This is a genomic window from Prochlorococcus sp. MIT 1011 (assembly GCF_047305235.1).
GTDB lineage: Bacteria > Cyanobacteriota > Cyanobacteriia > PCC-6307 > Cyanobiaceae > Prochlorococcus_B.
Genome location: NZ_CP138983.1, coordinates 205,644 through 225,362, shown reverse-complemented (window position 1 = coordinate 225,362; position 19,719 = coordinate 205,644). Strand labels below are relative to the sequence as shown.

Here is a 19,719-nt window from a genome sequence, read left to right as displayed (position 1 = left end):
ATTCATCTAATTTCCAATCAAAAAGGTCCACAAATTGTTAGTGTTTATTTCTAATTGATCATTTTTGTTAGCAATAGATGTTCTGATGAAAGCAAATTTGACATCTGAATTAAAAGTGCTTAGACCTCAAGCAGAGGCTAAGATCTTATATGTCAGACTGCCTTGCAATCCTATTTTCCCTATTGGACCAATTTATTTAGCTGACCATGTTCATAAATGCTTTCCAAAAATTGAACAATCAATTCTAGATTTAGCTTCATTGCCAATTTTAGATGTCGAAAGAATATTAATAAGTAGCATTGAAAGTTTTAAACCTACACTCCTAATTTTTTCATGGAGAGATATACAAATTTATGCCCCTGTAGATGGAAGAGGTGGAAATCCATTACAAAATTCATTTGAAGTTTTTTATGCTCGCAATCCTCTTAAAAAAATTCGTGGTGCTTTAGGTGGATTCCAGTTATTGAAAAGTCATTATGGAGAGATATGGAGAAACCAAAAATTAATTAGAAAAGGATTAAAATATGCAAAGAAATATAATTCAAAAGCTAATGCAATATTAGGGGGAGGTGCTGTTAGTGTATTCTACAATCAATTAAAAAATTCACTTCCTAAAGGTACTATTATTTCCTTAGGAGAAGGAGAACTATTAATAGAGAAATTAATAAGAGGTGAATCAATAAATGATGAGAGATGTTTTATTGTTGGTGAGTCACCTAGAGAAAAATTGATTCATGAAAAACCAAATAATATACTTAAAACTGCATGCGACTATGGATATATTCAATCTATTTGGCCTGAATTTAAATGGTATCTAGATGGTGGGGACTTTTATATCGGAGTACAAACCAAAAGAGGCTGTCCGCATAATTGTTGTTATTGTATTTACACAGTTATTGAAGGTAAAAAAGTAAGAATTAATCCTGTAAGTGAGGTTATTAAAGAAATCAAACAATTGTACAATCTTGGTGTTCGAGGCTTTTGGTTTACGGATGCTCAATTCATACCCTCTAGAGGACACATTCAAAACGCTAAAGATATTCTTCAGGCTATATATGACGAAGGATTGCATGATATTCATTGGGCTGCATACATACGAGCTGACAATTTAGATGAAGAGTTAGCCGAATTAATGGTTAGAACAGGTATGAGCTATTTCGAGATTGGAATTACTTCTGGATCTCAAGAACTTGTTAGAAAAATGAGAATGGGATACAACTTAAAAACAGTTTTAAAAAATTGCGAACTTCTAGCAAAAGCAGGATTCAAGGCACAGGTTTCAGTCAATTATTCATTTAATGTTATAGATGAGCGTCCAGAAACAATAAGACAAACAGTTGCTTACCATAGAGAATTAGAGAAGATTTTTGGAGCTGATATCGTTGAGCCTTCAATATTTTTTATAGGACTTCAACCTCACACTTTGCTAGAAGAGTATGGACTGAAAAAGGGTTTATTAAATCCTGGTTATAATCCAATGAGTTTAATGCCTTGGACTGCTAGAAAACTCCTCTGGAATCCTGAGCCCATGGGAAAGGAATTTGGAAGAGTTTGCTTAGAGGCCTTTGATACAAATCCAAATGATTTCGGCAGAACAGTTATGAACTTATTAGAAAGAGATTATGGAGTTTCATCTTTAGACGAAGCATTAACTGTCGAGGCTAAAAATCGACCCGTTCTTGCAAAAAGTCTTCGTTGAAAAAATATAGTAATTAGCAAAATTATTATTCCAATAACGCTACCAATTGGATTCACCATATTTCTGCTTGGTCCTAATAAAAAATAAGGGGTATCAATAGAAAAACTTACCATTCCAGAATCAAAAAGATACCAAATACCAACCAATCCACCGTGCAAACCTATACATCCCCATAAAGACCCTTTATCAATAATTCTTCTAAAAGTGAGAACTATTCCAAACAAAAACAGACCAGTCAAGAAAAGAATTAAAGCTGATAAACTAAGATCAGATCGGTAATGGGCAAGACTGAAAATTGCAGATTGAAAAATCATTCCTCTTCGCATACCAACCAAAAGAACCATTTCTTCCATTAACCATCCTCTAAAAATCATCTCTTCAGCAAAAACAATACCCACTATTAACAATATTGCGTTTAACAATTGAATGAATTTGATATAGTCAACTCTATCAATCCAGCCAGATAAAAGAAAAAAAATAAAAAGTATAATTATAAGAAAAACTGAAAATATAAACCCACCAAAAAATAGTTTTAATGATTGAACTGTATTTTTAAAATCTAACCCAATATATAGCCATAGATTATTAGTTTTCCATCTAATTCTTCCCCAACTAGGCAAAAGAATTAGAAACAATATGAATGTAATTATGGTTCCTATAATACTTAAATTATTGGAACTAATATCTCGGTTAAATAAATAAAAAAATTGACTAATAAACCATCCTGCAGGATATAAAAACAAAAAAAGAGTAATTGTTGGTATCCATTGCATCTTTTGATGCAACCATCTATTCCAAAACCTGTTAATTGATAATTTCAGCTTTCTAATTCTATAGAACTTGTTAGTCCTTTTGCCTTTAAAGATTCAGAATAAAATTCAGCAGGTTCTAAGTCACATGTTATAACAAGTCCGATTCCATTGTTATGCGTTTCCAACATAATATTCAAAGCATCCTGTTCACTTAATTGTGGAACCACCTGCCTTAAAGTTTCAACTACATAATCCATCGTATTAACTGGATCATTATGTAGTAAAACCTTATATTTGGGTGATATTTTTCTAACTCGCTGAACTTCCCGATCAATAACAGCAGTATCTCCATCAGTTTTATTTGCAGAATCAACCATAATTAAACTGCCAAGACGAATAGCACTTTTTAATAAGGAACTTACCATGAACGAGCATCAAAGTTTTACAATCCTTTGCATCGCTTTTTCAACATTTTCTCTACTGTTGAAGGCGGACAATCGAAAATAACCTTCTCCCGCTGCCCCAAAGCCACTCCCTGGCGTACCAACGACATTTGCGTTTTCAAGCAAGAAATCAAAGAAGTCCCATGAGCTTAGGTTATTCGGTGTTTTTATCCATGCATAAGGGGCATTGATCGCACCAAACACCTCAAATCCCGCAGAAGTCAAATTAGCTTTGATTATTTGAGCATTATCCATATAAAAACTTACTAATTTTTTGACTTGCATTTTCCCTTCTTCAGAATAAACAGCTTCCGCTCCTCTTTGAACTACATAACTGACCCCATTAAATTTAGTACTTTGTCGACGATTCCATAAGGACCATAAATCAACTTCTTCCTTACCTGCTTTACCTTTTAAAGACTTTGGAATAACAGTAAATGCACATCTTGTTCCAGTGAAGCCTGCATTTTTTGAAAAAGAGCGAAACTCAATGGCACAATCTCTAGCTCCCTCAATTTCAAAAATCGAATGAGGAATCGAATCATCTTTAATAAAAGCCTCATAAGCAGCATCAAATAAAATCAAAGAATCATTTTCGTTTGCATATTGAACCCAAGCAACTAATTGCTCTCTAGTTGCTACAGCCCCAGTTGGATTGTTAGGGAAACAAAGGTAAATCAAATCAAATTTTTCTTTTGGAATTGCTGCCTCAAATCCATTCTCTGAATTAATTGGGATATAACTTAAACCTTGATATTCTCCTTTTAAGTTTGCTTCTCCTGTCCTTCCCGTCATGACATTGGTATCCACGTATACAGGATAAACGGGATCAGTTACGGCTATTTTATTATCCTTTCCAAGAATATCTAAAATATTGCTGCTATCGCATTTGGAGCCATCTGAAACAAAGATTTCTTCTGCTGAGATCTCGCAACCACGAGATGAATAATCATTTTTAGAGATACTTTCGCGAAGCCATTTGTACCCCTGCTCTGGACCATAGCCCTTGAAGCTTTCTGCTGTTCCCATTTCTTCAATAGCTGCTTTCATGGCTTCTCGACAAGCCAACGGTAGAGGCTCAGTAACATCACCTATTCCTAGACGGATCAAATCAGTATTTGGATTCTTAGAGTTAAAGTCTTTAATTCTTCTAGAAATCTCTGGAAAAAGATAGCCTGCTTTCAATTTCAGGTAATCAGCATTAACTTGTACCACTGGAAAATCGCTAAACGCTAAGATTTAATTTAAGGATAATCCCTTAAACACCTTAAAATCTTCAAAATAGATGATTCCATAATTAAGAACTAATTTTTTTAAGAACTCAGATTGAAAGCATTAACTCAAAATTGATCTTGTGTTAATATGAATTTGAACTAAGAAAAGGGTTTAAGCCCTTAGTGTTCTTAATTAACGTCAGTTTTTCTTAAAGGGACGCCTAGATTAAACGTTGACAACTCCATCGGTTTCAATCGGATTATATTTAATTCACATTCCGAACAGTATTCAAAAATCTCTTTAAGTTTGTTTGGCGTTAAAAATTTCCCACAGTTCTATCTGCAGTTTTTCTGCTAGTCAATTTTTTATAGCTTGAAAAAGCTCAACATTGTATATGCCCCAGCAAATTGTCATTGCTGAGTATTTGCGCATTGCCGCTCTGCTCACTGATGAGAGAATAGATGAATTAATCGTGGCTCAAGGTAGCTACCAAATCGGAGATATTTTCTTAGGTACAGTTGAAAATGTTCTTCCAGGAATAGATGCTGCTTTTGTCAATATTGGAGAAAGCGAAAAAAATGGTTTTATTCATGTCAATGATTTAGGTCCACTTAGATTAAAAAAGGCAACTACAGGAATAACAGAGTTGCTCGAACCAAGGCAAAAGGTTTTGGTTCAAGTAATGAAAGAGCCCACTGGGTCAAAAGGACCTAGGTTAACTGGAAACATAGCTCTCCCAGGGAGATATCTTGTACTCCAACCTTATGGGCAAGGTGTAAATATTTCTAGAAGAATAAGCACAGAGAGTGAAAGAAATCGACTTAGAGCATTAGGTGTATTGGTTAAGCCTCCAAGTACTGGGCTTTTAATTAGGACAGAAGCAGAAGATATTTCTGAAGAATTTCTGATTGATGATCTTGAAAATCTTCTTAAACATTGGGAGCTTATTCAACAAGCATCTGATGGTTGCACTCCGCCAATTCTTTTAAATAGAGATGAGGACTTTATTCATAGAATTCTTAGAGACAATATGGGGCAAAATGTAACTCAGATTGTTGTAGATAATACTGAAGCAATTGGTCGAGTTAAAAATTTCCTTGGCAAGGATAGTAAAGAATTGACAATAGAATTACATAGTGATTCACAAAATATATTAGAAAAATATAGAGTCATTTCTGCAATTAATGATGCTCTAAAGCCCAGAGTAGATCTACCCTCTGGTGGATACATAATAATAGAGCCAACAGAGGCATTGACGGTTATCGATGTAAACTCAGGCTCATTTACAAGATCTGCAAATTCCAGAGAAACAGTTTTGTGGACTAATTGTGAAGCAGCTATAGAAATAGCAAGACAATTGAAATTAAGAAATATTGGTGGGGTAATTATTATTGATTTTATAGATATGGATACAAGAAGAGATCAACTTCAATTATTAGAACATTTCACATCAGCTATTAATGGAGACTCAGCTCGGCCACAAATTGCTTCGCTAACAGAGCTTGGACTTGTAGAGCTAACGAGAAAAAGACAAGGTCAAAATATATATGAACTATTTGGGAAAAATTCTACTAATTCACAAGGCGAAAGTAATCTTACAAATATCACTATTCAAGATATAAATCCAACAACTTCTTCTGAAGCTGGTGTAATCAATTCAACTTTAATCTCAGGAGAACATGTCCAATCTTTACAAGAGAATAATATTACAAAGAAACGTATAAATAAAACAAAAGATTTAGATACTAACTTATTCAATGAAGAAAAAAAATCATCTATAGATTATTCAAAATCTAATTCCACAGAGATAATCGCAGAAGATATTAATAAGGAGAATAATAATAAAAAGCAAGAGAGTAAAATAATAAATATAAATATGAATGAGAATGAAAAAATGGTATATAGTTCAATGGGATTTGATCCAATTTTAATTTTAGATGAACCTCCACTATATAAAAACTATACCGTTAATATAATTCTTCCTGGAGTTGAGGAGGTTGAAGGAGAAGAAAAAAATAAAATTCCCGATGATAATCAACAACAAAAAATTGATATTTCCAATACTAAAAATAATAAAGATATAATTCGTCTTAAAAATAACAACCCTGTTGAGCAAATTTCAACCACTTCTGAAGGGAAAGAAAATCCCCAAGAAAAAGATATTAATGTAGATTTAGATATCGAAACAAATGAATTAATTAGTGCTGATAATATTTCAACAGATGAAAAGAATGAATTAAGTTCTAATGAATCACAAGAAGTTAATGAGGATCCAAGAAGGAAAAGAAGAAGATCATCAGCTTCTTCTTAACCATGAATACTCATAAACATCTGATTGCAGGCGTTGACGAAGTAGGAAAAGGTTGTTTATTTGGCCCTGTCTTCGCAGGAGCTGTCATATTAAGCAAAACTAACGAATCAAAACTTTTATCTCAAGGTTTGAAGGACAGCAAAAAATTAAGCCAACGCAAAAGATATAAATTAGTTCCTTTAATAAAAGAAAACTCAATAGCTTGGTCATTAGGCCAGGCTTCAGCAAGAGAAATTGACAGAATCGGTATCCGAGAGGCTACTGAAAAAGCAATGATAAGAGCATTAGAAAAATTTTCTTTTCCACCAGATTTAATTCTCGTAGACGGAATATTACCCATTCGCTCGTGGTCAGGAAAACAAAAAACACAAGTTCGGGGCGAGGGTCACTTCCCTTCAATTGCCGCTGCCAGCGTTTTAGCAAAAGAAGCAAGAGATGAATTAATTAAACGACTTGCTACCTTATACAGTCTTTATGGACTAGAAAAAAACAAGGGTTATGGGACTGAAATCCATAGAACAAACTTACTCAAAGAAGGTGCAACAAGACTCCACCGAAAAAGTTTTCTCTCAAAACTTAAAATTGATTGACATTTATTTTGTCACTAATTTTCTTTGCACCAGTTATTAAAGTCAACAATTAGCTGCTTTTCAACTCTGCCCTTAATTCCCAACAATATTCCATTTAATATTGATTGCCCAGTGGATTCGAGCATTTTAGGAGGAATTAATCTCAATAGCTGAGGCTGGCTGACCGTTACACCTAAAAGCGCTTCACCTTCAAGACCTGATGGTTTTGCCTCCAGAATTGCATCTAAAGTTAAATCAAAATCTTCAACAAATCCCAAACCATCCAAGTGACTTTCTGTCACATACATTCTGATTTTCCTATCAGTATTTTCGACACCTATTGATACCACTGGATTTATCTGAAGTTGAAAAACCTTAAAACTTGTGACTTCGTACTTAAATCTACCTGAACCCAAAGGAGTTAATTTTTTTGGATCAAGCATTGCTCCTACAACTCTTTCCTGTTGTAGGAGATAATCAGGTAGTTGCTCCTCATTTTCTTGAACAACTAGATCAATTTTTTGTCGTGCAGTAAAGGCAAGAGCCATTATCAAAAACTTGCTCAGTTTGATCTTATCGGCATTTACCCCTTTTTTTTTATCTAATGTCAATTCGAGTGGCCTACCTTGGACCTAAAGGAACATACGCTGAGAAGGCCGCAAAAGCCCTGGCAGCCTTAGAAGAGCTTGATTCTCCACAGTTCTCTCCATGCAAAGGGTTAAGATCCGTAGTCGATAATCTTGCAAACAATCTTTGTGAAGCAGCCGTAGTACCAATTGAAAATTCCGTAGAAGGTGGCGTTACCACAACCTTAGATTCTCTGTGGAGACATAAAAATCTATTTATTCATAGAGCCCTAGTACTCCCCATCAAACACTCATTAATGAGCAGCGGATCGATATCAACCATTTCAGAGGTCCTTTCTCATCCTCAAGCAATAGCGCAATGCAGCCAGTGGCTAAATGACAATATCCCAAATGCAGTTCATTTACCAACCAATTCAACCGCAGAAGCGATAAGAATGGTTAAGGGAAGTTCATTTCGAGCAGCGATAGGCTCCAAAGATGCAAGTGAGGAACTAAATATTCTTGCTTATCCAATTAATGATATTGAAGGCAATTGCACTAGATTCATTCTTCTTGGAAAGAAGAACGTTAAAGTAGATGGAAACAAGGCTAGTATGGCCTTTTCTCTTAAGTCAAATAGTCCAGGTGCATTACTTAAAGCATTGAATTGCATCGCAAATCTTGGACTGAATATGAGTAGAATTGAATCTCGTCCCTCTAAAAGGGAACTAGGCGAATATGTCTTTTTTATAGATCTTGATTTAAACCATGATAATAAAAAAGAATTTGAAAAAATTACTGAAGAGTTATCTCCACTTTGTAATCAAATAATTAATTTTGGATGTTATTTCGGTTCAGAAGTAGATTGATTTATCCTCTTGATTTAAAAACTCCAAATTCCATCAAACCTCTTGAAAAAGACCATCTCATCATTAATATCGTTGGGATTTCTCTAAATGCCTTAAATAAAGATCTAAGTCCTAATTTCAAGATAGCTGAAGGTCTTCTTAAACCTTCATATATTGACTCATTCCAAGATTGAATTGTGTATTTTGTCCAATTAGAAGTCTCTACAGAGCCTCCACAATAAGGACTATTTAATAAATTTTTTTTAAATCCTTCAATACTTGAAAATTCAGGATGCGTCCATTGAATTAATAGTTGATTCATAACGAACTTTTCCAAAAAATCGAATGGATTCTTTATTGAATCTCTTTGATTCCAATCTGCGATTGCCAAAATACCACCAGGTCTGAGGACTCTTAGCATTTCATCTGCAAAAGTTTGTTTATCAAAAATATGAGGTCCAGCTTCAACACTCCAAACGCCGTCAAAGCTGCCTTTGTCAAACTTTAAGTCAAGAGCATTCATTACCTCAAAACGGCATAAGTCACTATTAGTTGTTAGTTCATTTGCTCTTTTAATTTGTTCTTGACTTATAGAAATACCAATGACATCAAATCCATAATCATTAGATAATATTCTGGAACTTCCGCCTATTCCACATCCTACATCTAATATCCTTGATCCTTTTGGTAATTTATCCAAACCACTCCAACGAACTAATTCATGAACAAAATCAACCTTTGCTTTTCTAAAATCTTTTTTTATTCTTGGTTTTTCATAAAAACCAAGATGAATATGATCCCCCCAAAGATTTTCTAATAAACGATCATTAGTCCAGGAGTCATATGAGGATGCAACACTATTAACAGACTCATATTTGCGACTTTTCCTAAGCCATTGAGTACTTAAAAAGAATAAAAAGAAAGAACTAAATATAAAAATTAATATCCATTGCATAATTAATTACTGGCTGGATCAGCGCTTGAAAAAGTATCTTTTAAAGCTGTTCTTGCAGCCAGTTGCCTTCTTGTGTGATCAAGAAGTTCATATTCTCTTTCCAATCGTTGATATGTATTTGTTAACTCTAATAAATTTTGCTGTTCATTTGCTACTGGACCGCCAAGATGGGCAGCTATCCAAAAAGACAATTCTCTGGGGATATCAGGCAAAGAATCAGGGAGTTCTTTCTCTGAATCAGTTAATTTTGAAGTAAGCGAAACTACATCTCTAAGAGCGATAGCGACGGAGTTCTTGAGTTCTAATAGTTTTTTCTGATCTGAGATTTGATCATCATCAACCCAACTCACTAAAGCGTTAATGAAAGGAGTTTCGCTAATAATTTCTAGGATTCGAAATCTTTGCTGTCCAATAGTCACAATATTACTTCTACCATCTTGTGAAGTTTGATGCTTAATGATCTCAGCGCAACACCCAACATCAGCCATTTTTTTTGCAATTGGATCCCATCTAACAACTCCAAAACGGCTATCTGATTTCAACACAGATTGAAGCATGACCCTGTATCGAGTTTCAAAAATATGAAGAGGCAAGTACTCCTGAGGAAAAAGCACAACCTCAGGCAATGGGAAAAGTGGTAGCTCCCTAACTGAAAGTTCGCTCAAATGGGTATTCCTAATTAAACCTATCCTAGATAATCAATCTCGTGTTTGAGAGAAAAAGATCTAGAGCTTAACTTCTATATCAACTCCGCTTGGTAGATCCAACTTCATTAAAGCGTCAATAGTCTTTGCTGAAGGGCTATAAATATCAATAATTCTCATATGTGTTCTTGTCTCAAAATGCTCTCTTGAATCTTTATCAACATGAGGGGATCGGAGAACACAATAAATTTTTCTTTTAGTAGGAAGGGGAATAGGCCCTATTGCTGAAGCAGCTGTAGTATCTGCAGTCTCAATTATCTTATCGCAAGATAAATCAAGCATCCTTCTATCAAAAGCCTTTAGGCGGATACGTATTTTTTGCTGTGCAATTGCAGTTGACATAATGGCGTTACCAAAAGCTAATTAGATTTTCAAGGTTCTATTAAATATGAACTGATTAGTTCATTAGGTTATTCAATCTAGAGGATGACCTGAATAAATTACAAGTCATCCTCTGGAATCATCACTCAATAATTTTAGAAACAACTCCTGCGCCAATAGTACGTCCACCTTCACGAATTGCGAATCTCATTCCTTGTTCTATCGCTACAGGAGCAATCAATTCTCCTGTCATTTTTATTCTGTCCCCAGGCATTACCATTTCAACATTACTGCCATCATCAGATGTGAATGCTGTAATTTGACCTGTTACGTCTGTGGTACGGATATAGAACTGAGGACGATAACCAGCAAAGAAAGGGGTATGACGACCACCCTCTTCTTTTTTCAATACATAGACCTCACCCTCGAATTTAGTATGAGGCGTGATCGATCCTTTTTTAACAAGAACCATTCCTCTTTCAATATCTTCTTTCTGAACACCACGTAATAGGAGACCAACGTTATCTCCTGCCATCCCTTCGTCAAGAAGCTTTCTAAACATCTCAACACCAGTAACTGTTGTGAGTCTTGTATCTCTGATTCCTACAATTTCAACCTCCTCTCCGACAGTTACTTTTCCTCTTTCAATTCGACCAGTTGCAACTGTTCCACGACCAGTAATTGAGAAAACGTCTTCAACTGCCATCAAAAATGGCTTATCAACTTCACGCTCTGGCTCGGGGATTGAGGAGTCAACAGCTGTCATTAATTCATCTATTTTTGACTCCCAATCAGTTTCGCCCTCTATAGCTTTCAATCCTGAAACTTGAATAACAGGGATATCATCACCAGGGAAGTCATAACTTGTAAGAAGTTCTCTAATCTCCATTTCAACAAGCTCGATCATTTCTTCATCATCGACCATGTCACATTTGTTAAGTGCAACTACCAATGCTGGAACGCCAACTTGCTTAGCCAAAAGGATATGTTCTTTTGTTTGAGCCATTGCTCCATCTGTAGCAGCTACAACAAGAATTGCACCATCCATTTGTGCAGCCCCTGTGATCATGTTTTTTACATAATCGGCGTGACCTGGGCAATCAACGTGAGCGTAATGCCTACCGTCAGTTTCGTATTCAACGTGCGCAGTATTGATTGTGATTCCACGCTCTCGCTCTTCAGGAGCACCATCAATATCTGCATAATCTTGTTCTTTTGCTTGGCCCTTCTTGGCTAAAACCTTTGTAATTGCAGCAGTAAGGGTCGTTTTACCATGGTCAACGTGGCCAATAGTACCTATGTTGACGTGAGGTTTGTTCCTCTCAAACTTCTCGCGAGCCATTTTTTTTAAAGAATCGGGGGATGGTTAGTAAATTTTAGAGATCAGGAATTGCCCTGATTCTTGGAGATAATTGCTTCAGCAACATTACGAGGAACCTCCTCGTAGGTGCTGAACTCCATTGAAAATATACCCCGACCTTGAGTCATTGATCGGAGTTGAGTGGCATAGCCAAACATTTCGGCTAATGGCACTTTTGCCTGGACTTTGGATTGTCCATCATCGATGGACTGACCTTCGACCTGACCTCGTCTAGAGGACAGATCTCCAATTATAGAGCCTAGGAAGTCCTCTGGGACTTCTACCTCAACTTTCATCATAGGTTCCAGAAGGACAGGCTTGCACTTCTTGATTCCATCTTTGAAAGCCATTGAGCCAGCAATTTTGAAGGCCATCTCTGATGAATCAACATCATGATAAGAGCCATCAACCAAAGTGACTTTGACATCAATAAGAGGATAGCCTGCAATCACTCCAGATTCGCAGGTTTCCTTCATCCCAGATTCCGCAGGTTTTATATATTCTTTTGGAACTGATCCACCTACAATTTTATTGACAAATTCAAAACCAGTTCCTGGCTCACCTGGCTCAACTTCGATAACGACATGTCCATATTGACCTTTACCACCTGTTTGCCTTGCAAACTTTCCTTCTCCAGAAGAACTTGCTCTAATAGTTTCCCGATAAGAAACTTGAGGTGCTCCAATATTTGCCTCCACCTTGAATTCTCTCAACATACGGTCAACGAGAATCTCAAGGTGGAGTTCACCCATTCCTGCAATGACAGTTTGATTCGTTTCTTGATCAGTACTTACTCTGAATGTTGGGTCTTCCTCGGAAAGTGAAGTTAAAGCTTTCCCAAGCTTTTCCATATCGCCTTTGGTCTTTGGCTCAACAGCAACTGAGATAACAGGTTCAGGTATAAAGAGAGTTTCTAATACAATTGCCTCATCAGAAGCACATAAAGTATCTCCGGTGGTTGTATTTTTAAGTCCCAATACAGCTCCGAGATCTCCCGCCCTTAGCTCATCTACCTCTTCACGGTCATCAGCTTTTAAAATAATTAATCTTGATATTCTCTCTTTTGCATCCTTGGTTGAATTGAGTACATAACTTCCTTTCTCAAGGACTCCAGAATACATACGAACAAAAGTCAATTTCCCGTATGGGTCTGCCATTACTTTGAATGCAAGCGCACTAAATGGAGCACTATCATCTGAGGGCCTTACAGCTTCTTTCCCATTTGGAAGCAAACCTTGAATCGGAGGTACATCAACTGGGGCGGGGAGATAATTAACTACAGCGTCAAGAAGTAACTGAACACCTTTATTCTTAAAAGCTGAACCACATAACATTGGAACTAATCCATGCTTGAGAACACCTTCTCTAATTCCAGACTTCAATTGATCAACAGTTAACTCACCATTTTCTAGAAATGCGTCCAGTAATTCCTCATCAGTTTCAGCTATGGACTCCATTAGTTTTGAGCGCCAATCGGAAACCAACTCAACCATATCTGCGGGAACCTCAGTTTCTTCAATATCTTTCCCTAAATCATCTTTATAGATATATGCTTTATTACCTACAAGATCAATAATACCTTTAAGGTCATTTTCCGCTCCAATTGGTAATTGAATTGGGACTGCATTAGCTTTTAATCTATCTTTAATTTGGTCATGGACCTTTAGAAAATCAGCCCCTGTTCTATCCATTTTGTTAACAAAAACCATCCTTGGGACCGAATACCTATCAGCTTGTCGCCAAACCGTCTCGGATTGGGGTTGAACACCACCAACAGCACAGAAAACAGCAATAACACCATCAAGGACTCTCATCGAACGCTCGACTTCAATAGTGAAATCAACGTGTCCTGGCGTGTCAATGATATTGATTCGGTGATCATCCCATGTAGTTGAGATTGCTGCCGCTGTTATGGTTATTCCTCTTTCTCTCTCTTGGGCCATCCAGTCAGTAACTGCGGCCCCATCATGGACCTCTCCCATTTTGTGTACAACCCCCGAGTAGAAAAGAATTCTCTCGGTACAAGTGGTTTTACCAGCATCAATATGTGCAGCAATCCCAATATTTCTTACTCGTTCCAAAGGAAAGGCGCGTGCCACAGAAAATTCTCCGACTAAAGGGCTTTAAAATGCTGGTGGACTCTACAACTCAGCATGCAAAAAACGAAATATTTTTTGAAATTGAATAGAAATATTTGAAAAAATCAGTAACGGTAATGTGCAAAAGCTTTATTCGCTTCAGCCATTTTATGTGTCTCTTCCCTCTTTCTCACTGCGTTTCCAGCCTCATTAGCAGCATCCATAAGTTCCCCAGCAAGCTTTTGAGCCATGCTTCTACCATTTCTTGATCTTGAGAAATTTACCAACCATCTTAGAGCCATCGCAGTGCCTCTTTCCTGACGTACCTCCATAGGGACCTGATATGTGGCACCACCGACTCTTCTCGCTCTTACTTCAACAAGAGGTGTGACATTTTTCACTGCCGTTTCGAATAGCTCAATCGGATCTGAGCCAGTTCTTTCATTGATCAAACCAAAAGCATCTGAAAGGATTTTTTGAGCTGTCGATTTCTTCCCATGTTTCATCAACCGATGAACCATCATACTCGCCAAACGATTATTAAACTGTGGATCAGGGAGAACAGGTCTTTTTTCTGCAGCGTTTCTTCTTGACATGAAATTAAATTGTATAAAGGTTAAAATTCAACAAATCAAAGTAGGTTTTTATTCTTTAGGAGATTTAGCTCCATATTTAGATCTTGACTGCTTACGATCCTTCACACCAGCAGTATCAAGGGTTCCTCTAACTATGTGATATCTAACTCCTGGAAGATCTTTCACTCTCCCGCCTCTCAACAAAACAACTGAGTGTTCTTGAAGATTATGTCCGATACCACCTATGTATGCAGTCACTTCAAAGCCAGAGGTTAATCTTACACGAGCGACTTTTCTGAGTGCTGAGTTAGGTTTTTTGGGAGTTGAGGTGTAGACCCTTGTACATACTCCCCTCCTTTCGGGACACCCTCGCAAAGCAGGAGATTTTGTCTTTGTTTTAAGAGTCTTTCGCTCTGTTCTTATCAACTGTTGAATGGTTGGCATTAATTTAATATTTGGTCTAAGTACGACCAGATTCAACAATTCTTCAGATTACTTGGTCAACTACCCAAATTCATAGTTTTTTTCAATTAATATTTTATTTTTATTCAGGTTTAAGCATAAGTACAAATAATTTTCAAGAAAGTATTGAATAAAAAACTTCTTACTTCACAAAATGTTTAAGATGTAACTCTAGGATCTATCAAATTATTCTCATCAGCTATTTCAAGCTTTTATAAATACCACTTTTGCAAGGAAAGAAAAAATAGTAAGTTAACAACATGCATCAACGACCCTCAAGATCAAATTGGCCCTACTGCGATAGCACCAATCCAGATGCCTTCTCTGGGGAAAAAGATTCTTGTGGTGTTGGCTTTATAGCGAGCGTTGAAGGCAACCGAAATCATTGGGTCTTGTCTCAGGCATTACGTGGTCTCAGTTGCATGGAGCACAGGGGCGGATGCGGCGGAGATGGGGACTCAGGTGATGGTGCTGGGATTTTATGTGAAATTCCATGGTCATATTTAAGGCAAGTTTGGGGCACGGTTAAACAATGCGACCCCCACTTATCAGGAATAGGTATGATTTTCATGCCTAAGGACTATAAGAATAGAGAAATAGCGAAGAATATATGTGAGCAGGAAGCTGAGTTGTTAGGGATAACCTCCAAAGGGTGGAGAGATGTTCCTGTTCATGAAGAAGTTTTGGGAAAACTTGCAAGGGAAAATGAACCCTTTATTACACAATGGCTAGTTGATGTTAAGGATAAAGAAATCAATCTTGAGGCTTTACTTTTCAGATTGAGGCAAAAGATTTCTAATCGAGCAAATATAGAATTAAAGGAGGATGAATTAGGTCTCTATATTTGCTCTTTAAGTAGCAAAACTATTGTTTATAAAGGAATGGTTAGATCTAAAATATTAGCTCCTTTTTATAATGATTTACAGGACGATAGATTCGAAGTTTCATATGCGGTTTACCATAGAAGATTTAGTACAAATACTTTACCAAAATGGCCATTGGCTCAACCTATGAGACTTTTAGGTCATAACGGAGAAATAAATACCTTACTAGGAAATATAAATTGGGCAAAAGCAACAGAGACAGATATAAGTTCAGTATGGAAAAACAATGCAAATGATCTAAAACCAATTGTTAATAATTTATTTAGTGATTCAGCTAATCTTGATTTAACCCTTGAATTATTAGTTAGAAGTGGAAGGCCCATAACTGATAGTTTATTAACACTTATACCTGAAGCTTTTAGAGATCAACCTGAATTAATAAACAAACCTGAAATAACTGCTTTTTATGAATATGCAGCTGGAACTCAGGAGCCATGGGATGGGCCAGCATTAATAGTATTTACTGATGGAAGAAATATAGGCGCAACCCTAGACAGGAATGGACTTAGACCAGCCCGTTATTGCATAACTAAAAATGGATATGTTGTTATGGGATCTGAAACAGGGGTTGTTGAATTAGATGAGCAACAAATCCAAGAAAAAGGTCGACTTGGTCCTGGTCAAATGCTGGCAGTAGATTTAGAAAAAAAGAGGATTTTACGAAACTGGGATGTCAAAGAAGAGTCAGCGAATAGATATCCTTACTTAGATTGGTTAAAAGCAAATCGCATAAACCTTAACAACCAAAATTGGGAATTAAATAATAAATTTGACAAGCAAAAATTACTACAGAAACAAATTGCATTTGGATTTAGTTCAGAAGATTTTGATTACATAATTAATAGCATGGCAGCAAATGCAAAAGAACCAACTTATTGCATGGGAGATGATATTCCACTAGCCATACTTTCTAATAAATCACATATTCTTTATGACTACTTCAAACAAAGATTTGCACAAGTTACTAATCCCCCAATTGACCCTCTTAGAGAAAAACTTGTTACCAGCTTAGAAATGCATCTTGGTGTTAGAAAAGCACCATTATCTCCAAAAGCAGAATCAGCACGCCTAATTCATATTAAATCGCCAATTATCAATGAAAAAGAATTAACTTCGATAACAAAATCTGGGCTTAGATGCAAGGAATTATCCACATTAATTACTATTAATGATGATGATGAAGGTAACTTAGATAAAGGTCTTAAAAATCTATGTCAAGAAGCAGAATCCAGTGTAATTAGTGGTGAAGAAATACTAATCCTCTCAGATAGAAATATTAATCGAGAAAAGTCATACATTCCTCCTCTTCTTGCTGTTGGTGCAGTTCATCATCACTTACTTAGAAAGGGCCTAAGGCTAAAAACCTCGATAATTATAGATACAGCTCAATGCTGGAGTACGCATCACATAGCCTGTTTGATTGGATTTGGAGCAAGTGCAATTTGTCCTTGGTTGACATGGGAAACCACTCGCCATTGGTGGCAATTACCTAAAACTCAAAAACTTATTTCCGATGGAAAGTTATCTAATTTATCTATAGAGATTGCTCAAGATAATGTTAAGAAAGCAATGGAAGATGGGTTAAGAAAAATACTTTCTAAGATAGGGATCTCAGTACTAGCAAGTTATCACGGGGCACAAATCTTTGAAGCTATAGGTATCGGTGCAGATTTAATTGATTTGGCTTTCAAGGGAACAACAAGTCGTATAGCAGGACTAACTCTGAGAGAATTATCAATCGAGACAATTTCATTTCATAAAAAAGCTTTTCCAGAACTAGAGCAAAAAAAACTTGATTTTAATGGATTTGTTCAATATCGAAATAGCGGAGAGTTTCATTTAAATAATCCAGAAATGTCAAAAATTCTTCATGCTGCAGTGAAAGCTGGGCCTGGCTATGACCACTTCAAAACTTATCAACAACTTCTAGAAAATCGTCCCGCTACCACCCTCAGAGATCTCCTCTCATTTAAAACTGCTACTCAGCCTTTACCACTTGATCAAATCGAGAGTGTTGAGAGTATTTGTCAAAGATTTTGCACCGGTGGGATGAGTCTAGGCGCCCTATCTAGAGAGGCGCATGAAGTTCTTGCAATAGCAATGAATAGAATTGGAGGCAAAAGTAATAGTGGTGAAGGAGGAGAAGATCCTGCGAGATTCAATGTCCTAGAGGATGTTGATGAAAATAATCAATCAAAAACATTACCTAATCTCAAAGGACTTTTAAATGGAGATACTGCATGTTCTGCAATTAAACAAATTGCGTCTGGCCGATTTGGTGTAACCCCTGAATATTTAACTAGCGGAAAGCAATTAGAAATAAAAGTAGCTCAAGGTGCAAAGCCTGGAGAAGGAGGCCAATTACCTGGGCCAAAGGTTGATGAATATATAGCAAAGCTTCGTAATAGCAAACCAGGAGTAGCTCTGATTTCTCCTCCTCCTCATCATGACATCTATTCCATAGAGGATCTTGCCCAACTTATTCATGACCTGCATCAAATCAATCCAACTGCAAAAGTCAGTGTGAAATTAGTTGCTGAGATAGGAATTGGCACAATTGCAGGGGGAGTAGCCAAAGCCAATGCTGATGTAATACAAATTTCAGGACATGATGGAGGGACGGGTGCATCTCCACTTAGTTCAATTAAACATGCTGGTTTGCCATGGGAACTTGGATTAACTGAAGTTCATCGATCTTTATTAGAAAATGGTCTTCGCGAAAGGGTTTTATTAAGAGCAGATGGAGGCCTAAAAACAGGCTGGGATGTACTGATTGCAGCTTTACTTGGAGCAGAAGAATATGGTTTTGGAACAGTCGCAATGATTGCAGAAGGTTGCATCATGGCGAGGATTTGCCATACCAATAAATGTCCAGTCGGTGTAGCAACTCAACAAGAAGGATTAAGAAAAAGATTCCCTGGATTACCTGAACATGTTGTTAACTTTTTCATCTTCGTAGCGGAGGAAGTCAGACAATTAATGAGTCAAGTTGGAATAGCAAAAGTTGAGGATCTTATTGGAAGAACAGATCTATTAATTCCAAGAAATTTAGACTTAACAAAAACAAAAGAAGTTGACCTGTCTAGCTTGCTCAAACCTCTAGATAACTCAAGAGATAGATCATGGCTGAGCCACGAAATTCAAGCTCATAGCAATGGAGAAGTTCTTGAAAATGACCTACTCAGAGATGCAGAAGTTTCTAAGGCAATTCAAACTCAGGGAAGTATCACTAAAAAAATTCCAATTGTAAATACAGATAGAAGTGTTTGTGCGCGAATCTCTGGAGAAATAGCTAAAAAATATGGAAATAAAGGTTTTAATGGGAATGTAAATTTGATGTTTAAAGGTTCAGCTGGGCAAAGTTTTGGTGCATTTATTTTAAAAGGAATGAATATTTCTTTAATAGGAGAAGCTAATGATTATGTAGGAAAGGGCATTAACGGAGGTTCCATTACTATTGTTCCCGAAATTATTAATGACTCATCTAACACTCAGGTAATACTTGGCAACACATGTCTATATGGAGCAACTGGTGGAAAATTATTCGCCCTTGGAATAGCAGGGGAACGTTTTGGTGTTCGCAATAGTGGAGCTCATGCTGTTATTGAAGGAGCGGGAGACCATTGTTGCGAATATATGACTGGAGGCGTAGTTGTTGTGCTTGGAAAAACTGGAAGAAACATAGGAGCAGGAATGACTGGGGGCATATCTTTTATTCTTGACCAACACAATGAACTTGATTTAAGAATTAATAAGGAAATTGTTGACGTCTATTATCTAACTGCAACTAACCAAGAACAATTCTTAAATGACTTAATTATTGAATATCATCAGAAAACTAAAAGTCCTTTAGCCAAAAAGATTCTCGCAGACTGGTCTTCGTGGAAAAAGTTATTTAAAATAGTAGTTCCTCCAAGCGAAAAGAATAAATTAGGTATTGAGGAAGCGCTGGAGAAAGCAATTATATAAACAGACTA

Annotated in this window: 16 protein-coding genes; 5 read left to right on the top strand and 11 right to left on the bottom strand. The window is 36.6% G+C overall.

What is annotated here, in order from left to right:
- Positions 1-85 precede the first annotated feature (85 nt).
- Positions 86-1,699: a photosystem II high light acclimation radical SAM protein gene (locus SIB75_RS01150; protein WP_413683619.1), complete on the top strand. Its 1,614-nt coding sequence runs from the start codon at positions 86-88 to the stop codon at positions 1,697-1,699.
- Here the strand turns inward: SIB75_RS01150 and SIB75_RS01145 are convergent.
- From SIB75_RS01145 to SIB75_RS01135, 3 genes are read right to left on the bottom strand one after another with little or no spacing between them, the layout of a single operon-like run.
- Positions 1,621-2,472: a CPBP family intramembrane glutamic endopeptidase gene (locus SIB75_RS01145; RefSeq protein ID WP_413683618.1), complete on the bottom strand. Its 852-nt coding sequence runs from the start codon at positions 2,470-2,472 to the stop codon at positions 1,621-1,623. The genes SIB75_RS01150 and SIB75_RS01145 overlap by 79 nt on opposite strands.
- Before the next feature lie 44 nt (positions 2,473-2,516).
- Positions 2,517-2,828, bottom strand: coding sequence for an ATP-dependent Clp protease adapter ClpS (gene clpS, locus SIB75_RS01140; protein ID WP_413684757.1), 312 nt, complete (start codon positions 2,826-2,828; stop codon positions 2,517-2,519).
- Between the two features lie 57 nt (positions 2,829-2,885).
- Positions 2,886-4,109, bottom strand: coding sequence for an LL-diaminopimelate aminotransferase (locus SIB75_RS01135; RefSeq protein ID WP_413683617.1), 1,224 nt, complete (start codon positions 4,107-4,109; stop codon positions 2,886-2,888).
- A 394-nt stretch (positions 4,110-4,503) separates the two neighbouring features.
- Here SIB75_RS01135 and SIB75_RS01130 point away from each other — a divergent pair, with 394 nt between their 5' ends.
- On the top strand, positions 4,504-6,420 hold the full coding sequence (locus tag SIB75_RS01130) for an Rne/Rng family ribonuclease (protein WP_413683616.1): 1,917 nt from the start codon (positions 4,504-4,506) through the stop codon (positions 6,418-6,420).
- 2 nt (positions 6,421-6,422) lie between these two features.
- Positions 6,423-7,010 (top strand): ribonuclease HII, encoded by a 588-nt coding sequence (locus SIB75_RS01125; protein ID WP_413683615.1) that lies wholly within the window; start codon positions 6,423-6,425, stop codon positions 7,008-7,010.
- Positions 7,011-7,024: 14 nt separating this feature from the next.
- Here SIB75_RS01125 and SIB75_RS01120 read toward each other — a convergent pair whose 3' ends face one another.
- Positions 7,025-7,537, bottom strand: coding sequence for a DUF1997 domain-containing protein (locus tag SIB75_RS01120; protein WP_413389223.1), 513 nt, complete (start codon positions 7,535-7,537; stop codon positions 7,025-7,027).
- Between the two features lie 56 nt (positions 7,538-7,593).
- On the opposite strand from SIB75_RS01120, the gene pheA reads away from it, so the two are divergent.
- On the top strand, positions 7,594-8,424 hold the full coding sequence (pheA, locus tag SIB75_RS01115) for a prephenate dehydratase (RefSeq protein WP_413683614.1): 831 nt from the start codon (positions 7,594-7,596) through the stop codon (positions 8,422-8,424).
- A 1-nt stretch (position 8,425) separates the two neighbouring features.
- On the opposite strand, the gene SIB75_RS01110 is transcribed toward pheA, so the two are convergent.
- The 7 genes from SIB75_RS01110 to rpsL all read right to left on the bottom strand — a co-directional run bounded on the left by SIB75_RS01110 (position 8,426) and on the right by rpsL (position 14,840).
- Entirely contained in the window at positions 8,426-9,358 is a 933-nt protein-coding gene (locus SIB75_RS01110) for a methyltransferase domain-containing protein (RefSeq protein ID WP_413683613.1), read from the bottom strand.
- Between the two features lie 2 nt (positions 9,359-9,360).
- Positions 9,361-10,023: an LON peptidase substrate-binding domain-containing protein gene (locus SIB75_RS01105; RefSeq protein WP_413683612.1), complete on the bottom strand. Its 663-nt coding sequence runs from the start codon at positions 10,021-10,023 to the stop codon at positions 9,361-9,363.
- Between the two features lie 60 nt (positions 10,024-10,083).
- Complete coding sequence (gene rpsJ / locus SIB75_RS01100; protein ID WP_413683611.1) at positions 10,084-10,404, bottom strand: 30S ribosomal protein S10; 321 nt, start codon at positions 10,402-10,404, stop codon at positions 10,084-10,086.
- Positions 10,405-10,525: 121 nt separating this feature from the next.
- Positions 10,526-11,725: an elongation factor Tu gene (gene tuf, locus SIB75_RS01095; RefSeq protein WP_413683610.1), complete on the bottom strand. Its 1,200-nt coding sequence runs from the start codon at positions 11,723-11,725 to the stop codon at positions 10,526-10,528.
- Positions 11,726-11,766: 41 nt separating this feature from the next.
- Positions 11,767-13,842, bottom strand: a complete 2,076-nt coding sequence (gene fusA / locus SIB75_RS01090; protein ID WP_413683609.1) for an elongation factor G — start codon at positions 13,840-13,842, stop codon at positions 11,767-11,769.
- A 104-nt stretch (positions 13,843-13,946) separates the two neighbouring features.
- On the bottom strand, positions 13,947-14,417 hold the full coding sequence (gene rpsG / locus SIB75_RS01085) for a 30S ribosomal protein S7 (protein WP_269608916.1): 471 nt from the start codon (positions 14,415-14,417) through the stop codon (positions 13,947-13,949).
- Between the two features lie 48 nt (positions 14,418-14,465).
- On the bottom strand, positions 14,466-14,840 hold the full coding sequence (gene rpsL, locus SIB75_RS01080) for a 30S ribosomal protein S12 (protein WP_158467243.1): 375 nt from the start codon (positions 14,838-14,840) through the stop codon (positions 14,466-14,468).
- A gap of 278 nt (positions 14,841-15,118) precedes the next feature.
- On the opposite strand from rpsL, the gene gltB reads away from it, so the two are divergent.
- Positions 15,119-19,711: a glutamate synthase large subunit gene (gene gltB, locus SIB75_RS01075; protein WP_413683608.1), complete on the top strand. Its 4,593-nt coding sequence runs from the start codon at positions 15,119-15,121 to the stop codon at positions 19,709-19,711.
- The last annotated feature ends 8 nt before the right edge of the window (positions 19,712-19,719 follow it).